General features: G+C 46.5%; 17 protein-coding genes. 6 read left to right on the forward strand and 11 right to left on the reverse strand.

Features of this window, described 5'->3' with window-relative positions; genetic code table 11:
- Window positions 1-462 precede the first annotated feature (462 nt).
- Window positions 463-1,242, reverse strand: a complete 780-nt coding sequence (gene yaaA, locus PGW99_RS07520; protein WP_273777015.1) for a peroxide stress protein YaaA — start codon at window positions 1,240-1,242, stop codon at window positions 463-465.
- A 122-nt stretch (window positions 1,243-1,364) separates the two neighbouring features.
- On the opposite strand from yaaA, the gene PGW99_RS07525 reads away from it, so the two are divergent.
- On the forward strand, window positions 1,365-2,003 hold the full coding sequence (locus PGW99_RS07525; RefSeq protein WP_273777017.1) for an alpha/beta hydrolase: 639 nt from the start codon (window positions 1,365-1,367) through the stop codon (window positions 2,001-2,003).
- 85 nt (window positions 2,004-2,088) lie between these two features.
- Here the strand turns inward: PGW99_RS07525 and PGW99_RS07530 are convergent, their stop codons facing one another.
- From PGW99_RS07530 to PGW99_RS07550, 5 genes are all read right to left on the reverse strand, one after another.
- Window positions 2,089-2,454 (reverse strand): hypothetical protein, encoded by a 366-nt coding sequence (locus tag PGW99_RS07530; protein WP_273777019.1) that lies wholly within the window; start codon window positions 2,452-2,454, stop codon window positions 2,089-2,091.
- 123 nt (window positions 2,455-2,577) lie between these two features.
- Window positions 2,578-4,824 (reverse strand): bifunctional prephenate dehydrogenase/3-phosphoshikimate 1-carboxyvinyltransferase, encoded by a 2,247-nt coding sequence (locus tag PGW99_RS07535; protein ID WP_273777020.1) that lies wholly within the window; start codon window positions 4,822-4,824, stop codon window positions 2,578-2,580.
- Between the two features lie 3 nt (window positions 4,825-4,827).
- On the reverse strand, window positions 4,828-5,919 hold the full coding sequence (hisC, locus tag PGW99_RS07540; protein WP_273777021.1) for a histidinol-phosphate transaminase: 1,092 nt from the start codon (window positions 5,917-5,919) through the stop codon (window positions 4,828-4,830).
- Window positions 5,920-5,985: 66 nt separating this feature from the next.
- Complete coding sequence (gene pheA / locus PGW99_RS07545) at window positions 5,986-7,095, reverse strand: prephenate dehydratase (protein ID WP_273777023.1); 1,110 nt, start codon at window positions 7,093-7,095, stop codon at window positions 5,986-5,988.
- Between the two features lie 194 nt (window positions 7,096-7,289).
- Entirely contained in the window at window positions 7,290-8,636 is a 1,347-nt protein-coding gene (locus PGW99_RS07550; protein WP_273777024.1) for a dicarboxylate/amino acid:cation symporter, read from the reverse strand.
- A gap of 417 nt (window positions 8,637-9,053) precedes the next feature.
- On the opposite strand from PGW99_RS07550, the gene PGW99_RS07555 reads away from it, so the two are divergent.
- Window positions 9,054-10,067: a glycosyl transferase family protein gene (locus PGW99_RS07555; protein WP_273777026.1), complete on the forward strand. Its 1,014-nt coding sequence runs from the start codon at window positions 9,054-9,056 to the stop codon at window positions 10,065-10,067.
- A 59-nt stretch (window positions 10,068-10,126) separates the two neighbouring features.
- On the opposite strand, the gene PGW99_RS07560 is transcribed toward PGW99_RS07555, so the two are convergent.
- Together PGW99_RS07560 and PGW99_RS07565 are read right to left on the reverse strand one after the other, a co-directional pair.
- Window positions 10,127-10,399: a YeaC family protein gene (locus PGW99_RS07560; RefSeq protein WP_273777029.1), complete on the reverse strand. Its 273-nt coding sequence runs from the start codon at window positions 10,397-10,399 to the stop codon at window positions 10,127-10,129.
- Window positions 10,400-10,401: 2 nt separating this feature from the next.
- Window positions 10,402-11,307: an NAD(+) kinase gene (locus tag PGW99_RS07565; protein WP_273779468.1), complete on the reverse strand. Its 906-nt coding sequence runs from the start codon at window positions 11,305-11,307 to the stop codon at window positions 10,402-10,404.
- Window positions 11,308-11,603: 296 nt separating this feature from the next.
- On the opposite strand from PGW99_RS07565, the gene mrcB reads away from it, so the two are divergent.
- Together mrcB and PGW99_RS07575 are read left to right on the forward strand one after the other, a co-directional pair.
- Window positions 11,604-13,994: a penicillin-binding protein 1B gene (mrcB, locus tag PGW99_RS07570; protein ID WP_273777031.1), complete on the forward strand. Its 2,391-nt coding sequence runs from the start codon at window positions 11,604-11,606 to the stop codon at window positions 13,992-13,994.
- Window positions 13,995-14,006: 12 nt separating this feature from the next.
- Window positions 14,007-14,186 carry a hypothetical protein gene (locus tag PGW99_RS07575; RefSeq protein WP_273777033.1) on the forward strand — a complete coding sequence of 60 codons (180 nt, stop codon included), beginning with the start codon at window positions 14,007-14,009 and terminating at the stop codon, window positions 14,184-14,186.
- Window positions 14,187-14,272: 86 nt separating this feature from the next.
- Here PGW99_RS07575 and PGW99_RS07580 read toward each other — a convergent pair whose 3' ends face one another.
- Window positions 14,273-15,175 (reverse strand): NUDIX domain-containing protein, encoded by a 903-nt coding sequence (locus tag PGW99_RS07580; RefSeq protein WP_273777034.1) that lies wholly within the window; start codon window positions 15,173-15,175, stop codon window positions 14,273-14,275.
- Window positions 15,176-15,315: 140 nt separating this feature from the next.
- Here PGW99_RS07580 and hemP point away from each other — a divergent pair, with 140 nt between their 5' ends.
- Entirely contained in the window at window positions 15,316-15,486 is a 171-nt protein-coding gene (hemP, locus tag PGW99_RS07585) for a hemin uptake protein HemP (protein WP_273777036.1), read from the forward strand.
- A 94-nt stretch (window positions 15,487-15,580) separates the two neighbouring features.
- On the opposite strand, the gene PGW99_RS07590 is transcribed toward hemP, so the two are convergent.
- On the reverse strand, window positions 15,581-17,332 hold the full coding sequence (locus PGW99_RS07590) for a GspE/PulE family protein (protein WP_273777037.1): 1,752 nt from the start codon (window positions 17,330-17,332) through the stop codon (window positions 15,581-15,583).
- Between the two features lie 265 nt (window positions 17,333-17,597).
- On the opposite strand from PGW99_RS07590, the gene PGW99_RS07595 reads away from it, so the two are divergent.
- Window positions 17,598-18,872, forward strand: coding sequence for an MgtC/SapB family protein (locus tag PGW99_RS07595; RefSeq protein ID WP_273777039.1), 1,275 nt, complete (start codon window positions 17,598-17,600; stop codon window positions 18,870-18,872).
- A 12-nt stretch (window positions 18,873-18,884) separates the two neighbouring features.
- Here PGW99_RS07595 and tsaA read toward each other — a convergent pair whose 3' ends face one another.
- Window positions 18,885-19,604, reverse strand: coding sequence for a tRNA (N6-threonylcarbamoyladenosine(37)-N6)-methyltransferase TrmO (gene tsaA / locus PGW99_RS07600; RefSeq protein WP_273777040.1), 720 nt, complete (start codon window positions 19,602-19,604; stop codon window positions 18,885-18,887).
- Window positions 19,605-19,699 lie beyond the last annotated feature (95 nt).

Raw genomic sequence — 19,699 nt, forward strand, 5'->3', positions numbered from 1 at the left:
GATGTGTCTTTCTGCGGTTAACTCAAAGATCTAGTCGCCATTTGGTGTGCATATAACACATGCACCAGCGTAATTCCGCATTATACGTCTAGTCATTGAATCAGCGAATACGATAGATGTACTCAATCTTGTTTCTTTTAGCGGACATTATTATGCGTAATTTTTTTATAGTATTTCTCATCTCCTATGCTTTAGTGGGCTGTCAAGGTGCTGTTACACCTCAGCCACCAACTAATCAGCCACTGATCCAAGATACGCCTAGCGGTTGGGTCGGTTAACTGAAAAAGCCCCAATCATGGGGCTTTTTTTACCACACGACGATCAATAAAATCAGCCTAATCGCTTTAATTTACACGCCAAAACAGCTACTTAAAACTATAAAAAACGCTAGCCAACGCCAGAATTGATTTAGGCCTGCCGAAATGTTCTACGAATTTCGACGGATGGATTAGCTCTATATCCTCAGGCAGTCTGTTCATCGCGCTTAAACACCAATTCTTGTGCAGTAGAATTATCCGCATCAAAATAATAGCCTTCGCTGTTAAAGGCTTTGAGATCTTCTGCACCTTGAGGTTGATGTTCAAGCATAAAATGCACCATCAGACCACGGGCTTTTTTGGCATAGAAACTGATCACTTTGTATTTGCCATTTTTCTGGTCTAAAAACACGGGTTTGATGATCTGTGCCTGAACCTGCTTTTCTTTTACCGCCTTGTAGTATTCATCAGAAGCCAGATTGACCAATAAATCAGATTCAGCATCCAGCAGATCCGCATTGATTTGCTGGGTGATGATTTCTCCCCAGAATTCATACAGGTTAGATCCACGTGTATTGCGTAATTTGGTTCCCATTTCCAGACGGTAGGGCATCATCAAATCTAGAGGTCGCAACAACCCATACAGACCAGAGAGCATACGCAGTTGTTGCTGTGCAAGATCAATTTGTTGGTCATTCAGCTGATAGGCATTCAGACCGGTATAAACATCCCCTTTAAAGGCAAACAGAGCCTGACGGGCATTTGCCAGGTTAAAATCCGGCTGCCAATCCTGAAAACGCGCAACATTCAATTGCGCAATCTTCTCACTCACACTCATCAGGCTAGCAATCTCGGTCGCAGACAATTTCTGGCAATCCTGAATCAACTCCTCTGAATGTTGCAGTAAGCGCGGGAAGGTATGAAGATCTGTGGGTAAGGCAGAATCGTAATCGAGTGTCTTAGCAGGAGAAAGAAGAGCGAGCATGGATAACCTGGTCAAATAATAATGAATCAAACGATAACAGTCGGCTCATTTTAACGCCACTTTATGTTTTTGTTGCGTCAAGGCAGTAAAATATTCCTTCTTCCATTTTCTCCTGTGCCTGTATGTCTGAACAAATTTTTATCCCTGGTCCTGTCGGTCAAATTGAAATTTTTGTTGATGCGCCGCAGGATAAAATCAAAGGCTTCGCGGTCGTTTGCCACCCTCATCCGCTACAAGGCGGCAACCCACAGCATAAAGTGCCTGCCCTGCTGGCGCAGATTTTTGTGGAACAAGGCTATGTGGTCTATCGTCCAAGTTTCCGTGGTTCAGGTCAAAGCGCTGGCGTACATGATGATGGCTTTGGGGAAACACAAGATATTTTGGCCGTGATTGCGCACTTAAGAAACCTGTATCCAGATTTGCCTTTTTATGCCGGTGGTTTCAGCTTTGGTGCGCATGTGCTGGCCAAGTGTCAAGCCAGTCTAGACATAACCCAACAGCCACAACAACTGATTCTGTGTGGTCTACCGACAGGGAGTGTCATTGGTTTACGCCATTATCAGACTCCAGACATTCAGGGTGATCTGCTGTTTTTGCACGGCGAACAGGATGACATTACTCTGCTTTCGGATTTAATTGCTTGGGCATCTCCACAAAAACATCCCATCACGATTTTACCGGGAGCCAATCATTTCTTTACCGGTTATCTCAAACAGCTCCGTCATGAAATCAAGCGCTTTCTGCTGAGTCCTACGCGCTAAAATATAATGTCTAAACATTTCATTCAGTAAGATATCAAAAAAGCAGCAAAAGCTGCTTTTTTAGGATTTTTCAGATCAATGCCTTTTACTTCCACTCAAACCCGCTAAAACGATCGTCACTTTTCAGGCTGTTTTCCACCGCTTGGGCTAACTGTTTCACCACGCTTTCCGTTGCAATCTTATCAAACCAGTCCTGTTCCTGTTGTGGATGGGCCGAAATTTCACAGACCAGATGCCCGTCCTCATCACGCTTTTGACAGCTCACGGATAATGGCAAAGTCCGATTCTCGACACTGACCTGCAACTGATTCGGTGTTTCCCCTACAGTATTGGTCGCAAAGCCATAGTGGCTTAGCTGCTCAGACAATACGGAAGCAACCTGTGCTTGGGTTTGGGAGGGATAAGCAGAAGACGTTGCATCTGGATGGGCGGTAAATTGTAATTTTTTCATCTCGTATCCCCAAGGGTATTATCGTTATCGGGGATTAGCATAAGCAATAAAATGCAAACAGCCAAGCATTTGCCTGGCTGTTTCTCGGATAATCTTGCGTTCGGTTTTTGAATCAATAACCGATTAGTTACTGACCTGAATGGTTAATCCAGCTTGATTTGCTAGCTCGGTAAAGGTAGGAAAGCTGGTCGCGACGGTTTCTGTACCCACAATGGTAATTTCACCTGCAGTACGTAAGCCCGCCATACTGAAGCTCATGGCGATACGGTGGTCATGGTGTGATTCAATCTGCGCACCTTGGAAAATCGCGGACCAGTCACCGTCTTTGCCTTTCCCTTCAATGATGATGCCGTCAGCCGTTGGGGTACAGTCAATGCCCATCGCTTGCAAACCATCAGCCATCACCTGGATACGGTCAGACTCTTTCACACGCAGTTCAGCCGCCCCGGTCAATACCGTCTGGCCTTCCGCACACGCCGCAGCAATAAATAAGGCAGGGAATTCATCAATTGCGAGAGGCACCTGATCTTCAGGCATGTGAATGCCTTTCAGGGTACGGCTACCACGGATACGGATATCCGCAATCGGCTCGCCACCCGCAATGCGTTCATTTTCCACGCTAATGTCTGCACCCATCTGTTTCAGGATATCAATCACACCGGTACGCGTTGGGTTGATGCCCACAGCTTCCAGAGTCACATCCGAACCTTCGGTAATCGCTGCACCCACCATAAAGAATGCAGCTGAAGAAATATCCGATGGCACCTGAATGTCTGTGCCGACCAATTTACCGCCACCTTGCAGGCTAATACGGTTACCTTCAGTTTTTACTTCATAACCAAAGGCACGCAACATGCGTTCAGTATGGTCACGGGTTGGTTCTGGTTCAGTGACCGAAGTTTCACCCTCTGCCCAAAGACCCGCCAGTAAAATACCGGATTTCACCTGTGCAGAGGCCATTGGCAAATCATAATCGATGCCTTTGAGCTGCTGGTTCCCGGTAATGCTCACTGGTGGTGTGCCTTTCTCACCCGTGGTCTGGATCTTGGCACCCATCAAACGTAATGGTTTGGCAATTCGCTCCATTGGACGTTTAGAGAGTGATGCATCACCGGTCATCACGGTATCAAAGGCTTGTGCCGACAGCATACCGGACAGCAGACGCATACTGGTGCCTGAGTTGCCCATGTACAACACGCCCGCCGGTTGTTTCAAGCCATGCATTCCCACGCCATGAATGGTGACTTCACCATTTTTTGGCCCTTCAATGCTCACGCCCATATCACGGAATGCCTGCAAAGTCGCCAAGGCATCTTCACCTTCAAGGAAACCAGTCACATGCGTGGTGCCTTCCGCAATCGCACCAAACATGATGGAGCGATGTGACACAGACTTGTCACCTGGCACGGTAAATTTACCTTTAAATGTCTTCTTTCCCGGCAAAATGGTAAATTGTTGTGTCACCTTATTGTTCTCCATCAAGGGTTTCTGGGCTAGCATATGGTTAAAGTGCTGACGCGCAGCTTGGGCATGTCCTAGTAAGCCCATAATCGCCTGCGAATCTTCGTCTTCAATCATTTTACGCAAGATGGCGAGCTGCTGCTCAAAACCATCTACGGCATTTAAAATCGCTTTCTTATTGGCAAAGAAAATGTCATGCCACATTTGCGGATCGCTCGCGGCAATGCGCGAAAAATCACGGAAGCCGCCTGCAGCATAACGGAAAATATCGAGATTATCCTGGCGGTTGGCCAATTGCTCCACTAGGTTAAAGGCCATCAGGTGTGGAAGATGACTGGTATGGGCCAGCACTTCATCGTGCTTTTCGACATCCATACAAATCACTTCTGCTTTGGCCGCAGCCCACAGATGAATCAGTTTTTGCAGCGCCCAGTCGGCACTCGTCGGCAAAGGGGTCAGGATCACCTTGTGATTGGCAAACAGATCCACTTTACCCGCATGTACGCCGGTGTGTTCACTGCCCGCTATCGGATGCCCCGGCACAAAACCAGCTGGAAGCTGCTCGCCAAATACGGCTTTGGCCGCTTCTACCACATTGCCTTTAGTACTGCCAACATCCGTTAAAATGGTATGTTCAGACAAATATGGCTTGATCGCTTCCAGCACTTTTTGCGTCGCGCGTACTGGCAAAGCCAGTACCACCAGGTCAGCGCCTTGTACCGCTTCGGCAGGATTACTAAAGCCTTGCTGAATCAAGCCTAAGGCTTTGGCATCATCCAAGGTTTTTTGCGAACGTGCAGAAGCAACCACGCAATCTGCCAGTTGTTCAGCAGCAATCACACGAGCCAAGCTGGAGCCAATCAGCCCCAGCCCGATAAATGCAACTTTTTCAAACAGTGGGTGTGCCATGGTTTAAGCTTTTGCCTCTAAGCCTAACACTTTTGCCAGTGCGGTCAGGAACTTGGCATTTTCTGCTTCTGTACCGATCGAAACACGCAAATGATTGCTAATTCCGACTGGACGCACGATCACACCTTCTTTTAATAACGCATTAAAGGTTTGTCCGGGATCAGCCTGCACATCGACCAAGATAAAATTGGCGCGTGACGGTACATAATTCAGACCCAAGGCCTTAAAGCCTTCTTCGAGCTGCTTCATGCCGGCTTTGTTCACTTCACGTGATTTCTCGATGAAGGCTTCATCTTTCAATGCAGCGACCGCAGCCACCATGGCTAAATGGTTGACGTTAAATGGTTGACGGATACGGTTCAGATAATCAGTCACTTCAACAGATGCCAAAGCAAAACCGACACGTAATGCAGCCAAGCCATAGCACTTGGACAAAGTACGGCTGACGATCAGGTTAGGATATTGCTCAAGATATTTCAGGCTGTTGAAGTTTTCTGGGAAATATTCCACATAAGCTTCATCAAGAACCACAATCACATGGGCTGGAACTTTCTGCATGAAGGCTTCAAATTCAGCTTCTTCAAACCAGGTGCCGGTTGGGTTGTTCGGGTTGGCAATAAAAACGAGTTTAGTGTTGTCCTTGATTGCAGCCGCCATCGCATCGAGGTCGTGCGCAAAGCCTTTCGCTGGAACTTCAATCGCTTCAGCATGAATCGCCTGAGTCACCAAGGCATACACGGCAAATGCGTGCTGGCTATACACCACGGAATCTTTTTCTGAAACGAAAGCACGGGCAAACATTTCCAGCAGATCATTTGAACCATTACCCAGGGTAATACGGTCGTGTGCAAAGCCAAATTGTTGTTGAATCTGATCTTTCAGGATAAAACCACCACCATCCGGATAACGGCCAATTTCTGCCAGTTCTGCAGCAACTGCTTCTTTCACTTTGTCTGAACAGCCCAATGGGTTTTCATTTGAAGCCAGTTTGACAATATTGCTAATCCCTAACTCACGCTCAAGCTCACTGATTGGCTTACCCGGTTGATAAGGTTTTAATTTTTCAATGCCTTCATTCGCAGGGACAAATGTCATTTCACACTTCCAATTATTTTAGCTAACAGCAAAAAGGGACCGGTATGCCGGCCACCGAAAAGAAATTTAGAGTACTGCCGCCGGATAAGAACCCAGTACACGCAGCTCTTTCACCAATGGGCGGATTTCTTCAATCGCAGCCGCGACGTTTTCCTGTTCGATATGACCTTCTAAATCAATAAAGAACACATAGGCCCATTTTTCTGGCAAGGCTGGACGGGTTTCAATACTGGTTAGGCTAATGCCATGTTTGGCAAACGGTGCCAATATGTCCAGCAAGGCCCCTGCACGATCATGCGCAGAAATCAACAGGGAGGTCTTGTCGTTGCCACTTGAGGGTACTTTTTCACGGCCAATGACAAGGAAACGCGTGGTATTTTCCGGATTGTCTTCAATATTGCTATGCAGAATTTCCAGATCATACATTTTCGCAGCAATATCAGATGCGATTGCGGCGGAGTGCCATTCATTACGGATACGGCGTGCGGCTTCAGCATTGGAACTAAGCGCCACACGCTCCACACCCGGATAATGGGCATCGAGCCATTGACGGCACTGTGCCAAAGTTTGCTGATGCGCGTAGATTTGTTTAATGCTGTCTTTACGGGTGTTTTCTGACACTAAAAATTGATGGTGAATGCGCAGTTCCACTTCACCGATCACATTCAGGCTTGAGCTTTTGAAACAATCCAGCGTGTGATTGACCACACCTTCAGATGAATTTTCGACCGGTACAACACCATAGTGTGCGCTGCCCGCTTCCACTTCACGGAACACTTCATCGATGGTTGGCAAAGGACGTACCAAGGCATCCTGACCAAAATGCTTTAAAGCAGCAGCCTGGGTAAAGGTTCCTTCAGGACCTAAAAATGCAATACTTTGTGGGGCTTCGAGTGCCAGACAGGCCGACATGATTTCACGAAATAAACGTGCCATGGTCAGATCAGACAAGGGACCGGTATTACGTTCCATCACTTTACGCAGCACTTGCGCTTCACGTTCAGGGCGGTAAAACAACGGATTCTCTTCGGATGCAAATTTGGCTTTTGCTACCGCTTCGGCCAAACGCGCTCGACGATTTAATAAATCCTGAATTTGCTGGTCAACAGCATCAATATCATTGCGAATTTGTGCTAAATCTAGAGAAGTCGAAGAGTTCTGATCATCTTGGATCATTGTAATGCAGCCCCTGCAGAATCGTTTATGCTCAACAGTATAACAATAGTTAGCTTTCAAATGTTGCGCAATACAACTTTGATGGATTCAGATTTAAAAACAGGCAGTTGTTTTTATACACAGCGTAATTCCCAATCATGTAAATTTTCAAATAAAAAAGGAAGCCGAAGCTTCCTTTTTAGAACATCCCACTGTTATGCATGAGGTGCTTGCGACTGCTCAAGCATTTTACGATCCACTTCAGCCGGGTTATTTAAAGCATCTTGCAATTTTTGCTGATCTAACTGACCGACCCATTTCGCCACAACAATCGTCGCCAGAGAGTTACCGACCAAGTTGGTCAATGCACGCGCTTCAGACATGAAACGGTCAATCCCTAAAATCAATGCCAGACCCGCGACTGGAATATTCCCCACTGCCGCAAGCGTTGCAGCCATGACGATAAAGCCTGAACCGGTCACACCTGCTGCACCTTTAGAGGAAATCAACAACACCAGCAACAAGGTAATCTGATGCGAGATATCCAGCTGGGTATTGGTCGCTTGGGCAATAAAGATTGCCGCCATGGTCAAGTAGATTGAAGTACCATCCAGATTGAATGAATAGCCTGTTGGAATGACCAAACCCACCACGGATTTCTCACAACCCGCAATCTCAAGCTTCTTCAACATACGAGGTAAGACGGATTCTGAAGAAGACGTTCCAAGTACAATCAGCAATTCTTCACGAATCATCCGGATCATTTTCAAGATACTGAAACCTGCAAAACGGCTGATGGTACCGAGGACCAAGAAAATAAATAATAAACAGGTAATATAGAAGCAGATAATCAGCTGTGCCAACTGTGCCAGACTGCCGATACCATATTTACCAATGGTAAAGGCCATCGCACCGAATGCGCCAATCGGTGCAAGCTTCATGATCATATTCACGATGTTAAAGAACACATGCGAAATCTGATCAATGAATTTTAGAACCGGTTTACCGGCATCGCCCAATTTGTGCAGTGCAAAACCAAACAGGATCGCAAATAGTAGAACCTGCAGGATTTCACCTTCCGCAAATGCACCGACCACCGTGTTCGGAATGATATTCATCAGGAAATCAACGGTAGATTGCGATTCACCACTGCTGACATATTTCTGAATACCGGCGGTATCCAATGTTGCAGGATCAACATTCATGCCTACGCCAGGCTTCACGATGTTAATGACCACTAGGCCAATAATCAGAGCCAACGTCGAGACAATTTCAAAATAAAGTAAGGCCACGCCACCGGTTTTCCCGACCGATTTCATGCTTTCCATGCCGGCGATACCGCTGACCACGGTACAGAAGATCACTGGAGCAATGATCATTTTAATCAAACGGATAAATGCATCACCCAGTGGTTTGAGCTGTTCACCCAAACCCGGAATATGTTGTTCAACGCCATTGATCAGCTGGGTTCCGCTTGGGGAATAATGCCCCACCAGAATACCTGCAATAATGGCCACAATCACCTGGAAGTACAGTGATTTATAAATCGGTTTTTTCGCCATAGCAATTACTTCTTAAGATATTCCTACATGTAGAAATATACGATTGATGATCTATTCTTACGAATACACAGCCCTTCACCCCTTTTGCAAAGCTACAAAAGGCAAAGGAGTTTTTTGTGGAACAAAAAACCCCCATAGACAGAAAACAATCACGTTTTCAAAGATTAAGTGGCATCACGCCAGTAATATTCATTAGCAAGAGAAAGATGCCAATGTGGTTGAACAGGAGATGGTATATAACCTTGGCTGTTTAAAAATTCTTAACACAGCACAACAAAAAACTTACAACGTAATTTTGACCAATTGTTAAAACACACCCCATTAGACATTAGTCGCATAAATCGTCTAGGCAGCGTATTTTTCATTTTTATGTCATAGTGCGGACATGAATACTGGCTGTAAAAGACTGATGACGTTATGAACACCAAAAAAAACCTGTATCAAGACTTCGAACATCCTTTCGCTCAGTACGTGCGGATTTTAGGCAAAGGAAAAACCGGTGCTCGCTCCCTCACCTATCAGGAAGCCTATGATGCATTTAGCATGATTCTCAAAGGTGAAGTCCTTGATGTTCAGCTCGGCGCTTTCCTGATGTTATTGCGGGTCAAGGAGGAGTCTGTCGATGAGCTTGCTGGTTTTGTCCAGGCCACCCGTGATCAGCTTAAGTTTAAAGCGCTGCAGGTTGACCTGGACTGGTCCTCTTATGCGGGCAAGCGCAAACATTATCCCTGGTTTTTACTCGCTGCCCTCACTTTGGCACAACAAGGTTATAACGTTGTCATGCATGGCGCTGCCGGACATACCATAAACCGGCTCTACACTGAGCAGGTGCTCGAATATCTGGGTTATCCGATCTGCCAGACAGATCTCGACGTGGAGCGGGAACTGACAAAAAGACATTTTGCCTATTTGCCTTTGGCTGCCATTTCACCAGTGCTGAGTGAGCTAATTGGCTTGCGCAATGTCATGGGACTGCGCTCCCCGATTCACACCTTGGCACGTCTGATTAATCCGTTTAATGCGAATGCGACCTTACAAGCGATTTTTCATCCGGCCTATCGTAGTTCACACCAGCAGGCAGCCTTGAAACTCGGCTATCTAAACAGTGCTGTCATTAAAGGGGAAGGTGGAGAGTTTGAACGCAATCCGGATGCCAAGACCCTGATCTGCGGGATTAAAAACGGCGAACTTTACGAACATGAATTGCCAAAACTGACCGCCGAGCGCAGTCCGGTTGAGGAAGAATTAGATCTCGCCACTTTTAAAGCGGTCTGGGAAGGAAAACAACAGCATGCCTATGGTGAAATTGCCATCACTGAAACCATGAGTATTGCTTTATATACCATGGGGGTGTGTGATTGTTTTGAAACCGCCATGCAGCAAGCGAAAGAATTTTGGCAAACACGTCATCAAACCGCAAAGCTCGGATAAAACTTGCAATAAAAAAGGGCACATAACAGTGCCCTTTTTTCTATCTTAGGTTGAAGGAATTAGACAAAGCGGATTGGCTTGAACTCTTCGTCATCTTTTGGATCATGCGAATCGCAATGTTCGTCTTCTTCTTTCGTGCCACGGTCGATATAACCGGTACGTTCAGTTTCTGGCAGGTTTTTCATTTCCCAGGCGATCACCGCTTGCATACAGGTTTGACGCTGCTCCTTGGTCAATGCCACACCATTCGGCCATTTGCCAATTTCTACCGCAGTTTTCAGACGCTCAACAATTTCCGGATTTAATATGGCAAGCATTTGTTCAATATTCATGGTTAATCCTGCTGATTAAATGAGTCAAAATCTTGATTCCAACCAAGTTTGGTACGGCATGCCATATAAAAATCATAACCTGGTGGATGCAGCAAATTTAATTTAAACGGGTGCTTGCGGATATGCAAACTATCTCCGACATTCAATGAAACACTATATTGCCCATCGGCACTGACCATTGGCATGACACGATTTTCACGTATCACGATTTTCACTTCACTGTGGCCGCCGACCACGATTGGACGCGAAGACAGGGTATGCGGATGCATCGGCACCAGCACAATCGCATCCATACTCGGATGCACAATCGGCCCGCCACCCGATAAGCCATAAGCTGTTGAGCCGGTCGGTGTCGCAACGATCAGGCCGTCACTATGCTGACGATAGACATACTGACCATCAATATTAAGTTCAAAATCAATCATGTGCACAGATTTACCAGAATGCAGCACCACATCATTCAAGGCAATCGCATCATAAATGGTTTGTCCATTCGAGCGAATTTCCATTTCCAGCAGGAAACGGCGATCGAGCTGAAACTGCCCTTGCAACACCTGATCAAGTTTAAAAATGGCTTCGGCGGGTTTGATGTCGGTCAGGAACCCTAAACGTCCACGGTTCACCCCAATCACAGGGGTATTATGTTTTACCAAGGCACGCGCGGCATGCAGGAGAGAACCATCACCGCCCACGACAATCACCAGATCGACCACTTCACCGAGCAAATTACGGCTAACGGTCTGAGTATTCTGGTAAGGAACCAGTTGAGCTGTTTCTTCATCAAATACCGGATGGAGCCCTAAAGACAATAGATGATCATGAATCAGACACAGGGTTTCCACAACAGATGATTTATCAGGTCGCCCTAACAATCCGATATTGCGAAAAGACTTATGTGAAATGTGCAAATGACTCATTGTCAGCCTTGTTTTATCTGCGTTTCAGGGGGATCCATAGCACGGGTAAACATCTCACCCATATGAAGGTAATGACACGGGGTATGCCACAACACATCCCTACCCTTCATGAGTACCTTAATGAATCGTCGCTATCATAGCATTAACTTTCTTGATAAAAAAAACATTGAATCGTCAATTGATAGGGATTTCTGCTGCTATTTTTCGTTTTGATGACGGTTTAATCATTGCAAAATCAGTAAAAGCTTCGCATGATTATGCGATTCGGATGGTTTCCTGCTATTTCTATGAAGTCTCAACGTGGTATTGGTGTTTTTGCACTGGTCTTTTCAGTGCTGGTGATCGGTGCAGTTCTTGCGCTCAGTATATATTTGATTCGTCTTGATAATATTATTCGTGACAAATTTGAAGGGCAACGCTGGGATATCCCAGCGAAAGTTTTTGCTCGTCCTTTAGAAATTTATAATCAGGCCCCTGTCTCGCAGGATGACCTGACGCAAGAATTACAACTACTCGGTTACAAAAATACCAGTAATTTCACTAAATCAGGTAGCTACGTTGTGCAAGGCAGTACCTTGTATGTGCATACCCGTGGTTTCGATTTTGGAGATAGCCAGGAACCTGAGCAAGTACTCGAAATCAACTTTGCTGGTGATCAGATCAGCGAAGTTCGTGCAACCAAACCCTCCAACACCGGGATCGCACGCCTAGAGCCAATGTTGATTGGCGGTATTTATCCGCAGCACAATGAAGATCGTGTCTTGATCAAGCTGAATAAAGTACCTCGTCCACTCATCGAAGCGCTGATCGCAACAGAAGACCGTAACTTCTATAAACATCATGGAGTGTCAATCCGAGGAACTGCCCGTGCCCTCGTCAGTAACGTGACTGGAGGAAAGCGCCAAGGTGGTTCAACCCTGACACAGCAGTTGGTAAAAAACTTCTATCTTTCTCCGGAACGCACCTATAAACGCAAGATCAATGAAGCCTTGATGGCACTTCTCATTGAGCTGCATTACAGCAAAGATGAAATCCTTGAAGCCTATCTGAATGAAGTGAATCTGGGACAAAATGGTAACTATTCCATTAATGGTTATGGTCTGGCCTCCCAGTTTTATTTTGGCTTACCGTTACGTGAGCTGAATATTTCCCAGCAAGCATTCCTGGTGGGTCTGGTACAGGGTCCGACGTTGTATAATCCATGGCGCAACCCGGAAGGGGCCAAAAAGCGTCGTGATGTGGTGTTACATAACATGCTGGTGATGGGTTATCTGGATCAAGCCCGTTACGAGCAAGAAACAGCCCGTCCACTCAATGTCATCGATAAACCAAGCTTAGGTCCATCCAAATTCCCGGACTTTATGGATATTGTACGTCGCCAGTTACGTAGCGAATATCAGGAAATGGATTTAACCAACAAAGGGGTACGCATTTTTAGCACCCTCGATCCAGTTGCTCAAACCCGCGTGGAAACAGCCTTTAAAACCTCGGTAGCACGCTTGGCAAGCGGCAATCCAAAACGCCTGAAAGATTTACAAGGGGCTGTGCTGGTTTCAAATCCACAAAATGGCGAACTGATTGCCGCAGTCGGCTCAACGCAGGACTTCACAGGCTTTAACCGGACGCTGGACGCCAAACGTCAGGTTGGCTCACTATTAAAACCCGTTATTTATTTAAGCGCACTGGAATCAGGCCGCTATACCTGGGCCAGTTCAGTTCAGGATAGTGAAATCAGTATTGAAAGTGATGGCAAAGCCTGGACACCAAAAAACTATAGTGGTGGCCCACATGGCTTTGTGAGCCTGCAAGAAGCACTGGCCAATTCTTACAACCTGTCTGCGGTTCGCCTCGGCCAGGAGTTTGGCATGGCAACCTTTAGCAGCAATTTGCGCAAATTTGGTGTGCAATCCAATATTCCATCCTATCCGTCTATTTTCCTTGGAGCAGTTGACTTATCTCCAATCGAAGTCATGGGCTTGTACGGCAACTTTGCGACGGGTGGACAAAAGAATCCGGTCAAAGCCATCCGTTCTGTTGTCGATGCTGACGGCCGCTTACTGCAACGTTACGCCATGACGGCACAACAGACGATTGATCCTGCTGCAGCCTATTTGCTGAATTATGGTTTGCAACAAGTGATGTATTCGGGAACCGGTCGTGCAGCCTATGCCAGCTTGCCAAGTAGCTTAAAACTGGCGGGTAAATCCGGTACCACCAACGATACACGTGATTCCTGGTTTGCCGGCTACTCGGGTAACCATTTGACTGTGGTTTGGCTAGGTTTGGATGATAACAAAACCACTGGATTGACAGGTTCTTCAGGTGCTTTACCGGTCTGGACACAAGTAATGCAGCAATTACGTCAGACCCCTGTTAATCTGCGCCAGCCAGATACCGTGCAGTGGCAATGGATTGATCGTGCCAGTGGTGACCTGTCTGCAGCAAACTGTGCCGGTGCTGCCTATATCCCATTGTTACGTCATACCGTACCACGTCAGGCGACAGCATGTGCCCTATCCAGTTATCAAACGGAAACTACAGGTCAAGCTGCCAGTGAACCCGCAAGTGGAGTTGTTCCTGAAACTGACTCAATCGAAAACTATATTCGTGAAAGTGAAACTCCGGTTTCACCTGATGAACAAAATAAAGTGATTTCGAGTGGCAGTTATCAGAATTAAGGAGCAAATGTCATGCGTAGAAGCTGTTGCGCTTTGGCTGTGATCAGTATTTCGGCGCTCAGTGGTTGTCAAAACAACAGCACTTTGCCGGTTGCTCCGTCGGTACCACAACCGGTCAAGGTCATCATCCCCTCTGAAGGTGTGACCATCACACCTTATCAACCGGATGAGATCAAACGCCAGAAACTCTAGCCAGGATCGATAACCACAAAAAGGCAGTCAATTGAAGTTGACTGCCTTTTTTATTTGTTCTAGATACTCGGTTGACCATGATTCATCTAGAATTGGCGAATTCCTGCCACCCCATAAGCAAAATGCTGCTGGGCGATTGCTAAATCCTGAGGCTTAACCCCCCCCAAAGCGAAGACAGGTAAATCCGCAATGCTGGCCCATTGAGCAAATGCTGTCCAACCCAGCCCTTTTGCCTCAGGATGTGTCGGTGTGGCAAATACCGGACTGAGAAAAATTGCATCACAGCCAATTTGCTGGGCATGCTGGATTGATACATCATCATGGCAAGCCGCCAGATGACGAATCCCGACCGTGAGTTGTCCTTTCCTTAAACCCATCAACTGACGTTGCGAAAGATGTACGGCGAACACAGCTTTTTGCTGCTCAGGTTTTAAGCTCAACCACAAGGCATGCGGCACAATCAGTCGGCTCAGCTGACCTTCAGTGCACTGTTCCAGCTCAGCCATTGCATAGATGGGTTGCAGATCCGTACGCCAATACATGAGCTGTTCATCGGATAAATGTGCACAATCCGCTAAATTTGCGCTGATCTTGATCTGATGGGGCCAATACAAACGTTGCAGCATCGCACGGTTGGCTTTGGGGAAATTGAGTACAAGCAGTTGATCACGCTGATACCACGTCCACGGCTGCTGAATGAGATCCAGTAATGAGGCAGGTACAGCGGCCTGGAAAATATGCAAATTGACAATCACATCATCATATTCATGACAGATCAAGTCAAAAGGATGCCATTCTTTGATGCCAATTCCCACTTCCTCAAACACCTCACGGCGACAGGCCTGTTCAGGGGTCTCTCCTGCTTCGACTTTTCCGCCAGGAAATTCATGTTTATTGCCCTGATGTTGTGTAGCTTCACGCCAACCGGCCAGCACTTTTCCATGATGCAGAAGAATAGCAATCGCGACATCAACAATCGGTTTTGGCATGTGACTTACTCTTTGAACGAACTGTTTTAAATTGTAAGCAAATTAGCGGCTTTTAAGGATTTTGACAAATCTAGATTGACAGGATCATTTGATAATGATTATCATTTATAAAATCATAAAACTCTGATGGAATGATTCCCATGAATGTACCTTTTCAGCTTTTTAACCGTCACTCTGAAAATCAGTATGCTCTGCCAATGCTGTATTCCAACCATTTATTTGCCTTAGGTCGTGAGATTCGCATTCTACATGCCGGGGAAGAATATCGTTTACGTTTAACCCGTAACAACCGCCTGATTTTGACTAAGTAAATGCAAAACTGAAATGAGTGATTGCCTATTGCAGCAGTATTTCACCCTGTCTACTGCTGCATACAATTATTGTATTAACCTAGCAAAGAATGCCTTAGGTGAGCGGTACAACACGGAGCACTTCATCCAGCGTCGTCACACCTGCCATGACTTTACGTGCACCTGCAATACGTAATGGTTCCACTCCTTCTTTTTTGCTCTGCTGCCGCAACTGATCAAGGCTTGCATCACTGCTCAGCAACTGTTTCAGTTCCAGACTCAGCGGCATAAATTCATAAATACCAATACGACCCCGATAACCGGTATGACGGCATTTTTCACAACCGACCGCCTGATAGATTTGCTGCGGCATTGCTAATGTATAATCAAAAGTAAGATGTTGCCATTCCTGAACATTAATCTGCCCCTGCTGTTTGCAATCCGGACAAAGTTGACGCACCAAACGCTGTGCCAAAACGCCCAAAATCGTGGCTGCGGTTAAAAATGGCTGCACACCCAAATCATGCAGACGCGTCAAACTGGAAGGCGAATCATTGGTATGCAAAGTCGACAAGACCAAATGCCCGGTTAACGCGGCTTGAATCGCCATATTGGCCGTATCCTGGTCACGAATCTCCCCGACCATAATGATATCGGGATCCTGACGCATCAAAGCTCGCACCCCTTCAGCAAAACCCAGTTCAATGCCGGAATTGACCTGCATCTGGTTAAAACTCGGTTCCAGCATTTCAATCGGGTCTTCAATGGTACAAACATTGACTTGATCAGTGGCGAGCTGTTTTAGCGTGGAATACAACGTCGTGGTTTTACCGGAACCGGTTGGCCCCGTCACCAAAATAATGCCATGGCTGTGCTGGGTGAGTGTCTGCCAGTCCTCGAGCAAATGACCTTCAAAACCAAGCTGCTCAAAACTGCGGACCAGCACGTCCGGATCAAAAATACGCATCACCAATTTTTCCCCAAACGCCGTGGGCAAGGTGGATAAACGCAGCTCAGTTTCTTGTCCTTTCGGCGTGCGGGTTTTCAGACGGCCATCCTGGGGTTTACGTTTCTCCGCCACATTTAAACGTCCCAGAATTTTAATCCGGGAAATCACCGCAGTAAGGGTCGTAGCCGGCATGTGATAAACTGTGTGCAGCACACCATCTATACGGAAACGGACCTTGCCTTTTTCCTTGCGTGGTTCTAAGTGGATATCGCTGGCACTCTGTTCAAAGGCAAACTGTAAAATCCAGTCCACCAGTTTGACAATATGCTGGTCATTCGCATCCGGATTCTGCGTATCCCCTAACTGCAGTAGAGCCTCAACGCCTTTATTTTCCAGTTGTCCGCCCGCCTTTTGTGCCGAACTCACGGCCCGACTGACTTGATAATATTCAGTCAAATAACGTTGTAACTGTTCTGGATTCAGCAAAACACGCTGGATTTTTTTCGGCCGTAGACTGCGCTCCAAATTGGCCATCCAATCAGTAACAAAAGGCTGATCGGTTCCGATCAGAATACTGTCGGGCTGGATTTCAACGGCCAAAATTTTATTTCTAAGGGCAAATTCCTGTGACATGATGCTAGTTAATGCGGCCACGTCGGCTTTTAATGGATCAATAATATAAAAAGGTAAGTCCCCTTTGGCAGACAGCCATTGACACAAGCGGCTTAAGGTCAGTGTGGTTTGCGGAAACAAGGCATCTGATAGATGGAAATAGGCAATCCATTGCAGCGGGTGCCAGTGCATTTGTTCTTTTTGACGGTGAGTGGTTTGTACCAGCATGCGGTCACGTTCGCTGATCCGTCCATCTTTTTCTAATTGGTCCAGACACCAAGTGGTATCTACAACAAAATCTCTCATATGTTTCGGTCATTTATTTGTTGGACTTACTATAACAAATCCCTCTCCTCATTCAGCTAGCTTCCATTCAGGTTTACCTGTCTAATTTTCGGAGAAGTGCTGCATCCATCACAATTGGGTTGTTAATATGTTGAAGAAACAGACGGTTTGGACTTTTGCTCCACGAATACAAGTTGAAAAGAATAATGCTATGCTGTTCGATAACAGCGACCTTCAACGCCAATAACAAAAAACAACCAGAGCGTCATCACCTTCGGGGGCAACTATGGAAATTCCAGAACTTATATCCTTACAAAACGCCCCATTTCAGGAGATTTCCATTGTGATGGCAGCGGCACTGGGTTGTGGCCTGCTGATCGGATTAGAACGCGAACGTAACAAGCAAAAAGAAAATAATATCAGCTTTGCCGGACTGCGCTCTTTTGCCATCTGTGCGGTACTGGGTGCCCTGTGTTTCCTGTTTGGTATTGCCACCGGGATCGCAGGCGCCTTGATAATCGGCGGGATCAGTCTAGTTTCACTGGTCAAGAGCCAACCAGATGATCCAGGGGTCACCACAGAATTGGCCTTTATTAGTACTTATTTTATTGGGGCTTTATGTCTGTGGAATATTCCGGTGGCTGCCAGTTTGTCAGTCGTGCTGACTATTTTACTCATGGGCAAACAGTCCATGCATGGCATTGCAGGACAATGGATTACCGAAGCGGAATTAAGGGATGGCATTATTCTGCTGGCACTAGTTCTGATTGCCTTACCGCTGATTCCGAATACCCCACTTTGGGGTCCGGTGCTCAATCCCTATCTGTTATTAAAATTGCTGAGCTTGATCTTAGCTGTTCAAGCACTGGCACATTTGGCTAAACGCTTGTTGTCCTCCAATCATGCTTTAATGCTCTCCTCCTTAGCTTCTGGTTTCGTGTCCAGTACTGCGCTGATTGCCAGTTTAGGTCTAGAAGTCCGTGATGGTCGAGCTAATCCGGTGATTAATGCTGGTGCAGCCTTGATGTCCTGTGTTGCGACCTTGGTTCAACTGCTCATCGTGGTCGGGGGAACCAGTATCGCTTGGCTCAAGGTAATTATTTTACCAACGCTGCTTGCCATACTCATTTTGGCCTTTTGGTCAGCTTGGTTGATGCGTAAGGCTCCAGCCTCTGAAGCCACGGTCAATCTAGACACACGCATGTTTAGCCTCAAAGAAGCCGCCATCATTGCCAGTGCCTTAACGCTAATCCAGGCCGGTGTCTACGGACTTAGCCTGTTACTGGGTGATGCTGGGCTGTTGGCCGGTACATTACTGGCAGCACTGTTTGAAATTCATGCGGCGATCGCAGCCGTTGTTGCCCAAGGCGAACCGCACAGCGCACAAAGTTCAACCTTGCTGTTCGCGCTGATGCTGGGTCTTAGCGCACATGCGGTAGCCAAAAGCATTAATGCCTGGATTTCTGGCGGTTTACGCTATGCACTGGCTTTTATCCCCGCGCAACTGCTGCATATGGCGATTTTGGTGGGACTGCTCTGGACGATGACCGAATTTTTTTAACAGGAAAGCGCTCTATTCAGCCAAATGCAATCCTACGATACACACCTGTTGCTGCTGCACCTGGAAACTAACATCCAAGTCAGCAAAACGCATTTTATACAAACGTTCTGGGTCATCCTGATAGGCAGGTCGCGGATCCAAGGAGAGCACCTGCTGCAACTCATTTATCAATTGTATTGTGATCCTCTGCTGCTGCAAAGCAAGCTGTTTCTGACCCTCTGCCTGTTCTGACCAAATGACCTCTTTACGTGTTGGCTCATCCTGTGCGTAGCCACTTTCTGCTTCCACAATTGCATCGGAATATTGAATATAGGGTTTGATATCCAAAATCGGGGTACCATCCAATAAATCACTGCCCATGACATAGACCCGAACCGACTTACCGATTTTTTTGACCTCTTTAAGCTGAACCACAGACAATCCAATCGGTGCTGGCCGATACATGCTTCGGGTGGCAAATACCCCGATTTTGCGATTCCCACCTAAACGCGGTGGACGTACTTGTGGACGGAATTTGTCTCGCTGCTGATTTTTATTGTCATGAAACTGCCAAACCAGCCATAAATGGCTAAAGGCTTCAATCCCTTCAAAAGCCAGCAGATCATTATAGGGTTCAGCCATTTCGATATAGGACTCAACCTGAACCAAATTGGGCTGGCGCGGGATTCCAAATTTCTCACGGTAAGGTGATTTCATATGACCAATTATTGGCAGCGTGAGTTCTGACTTCATCACTTTTTCTGATAAACACAATTAAATATATTCAGTTTATAGACAATGATTTTAGATTAGAATAGCAACCTGTTCTAATTTGATAACTTATTGAG

This window comes from Acinetobacter sp. GSS19, assembly GCF_028621895.1.
Classification (GTDB): domain Bacteria; phylum Pseudomonadota; class Gammaproteobacteria; order Pseudomonadales; family Moraxellaceae; genus Acinetobacter.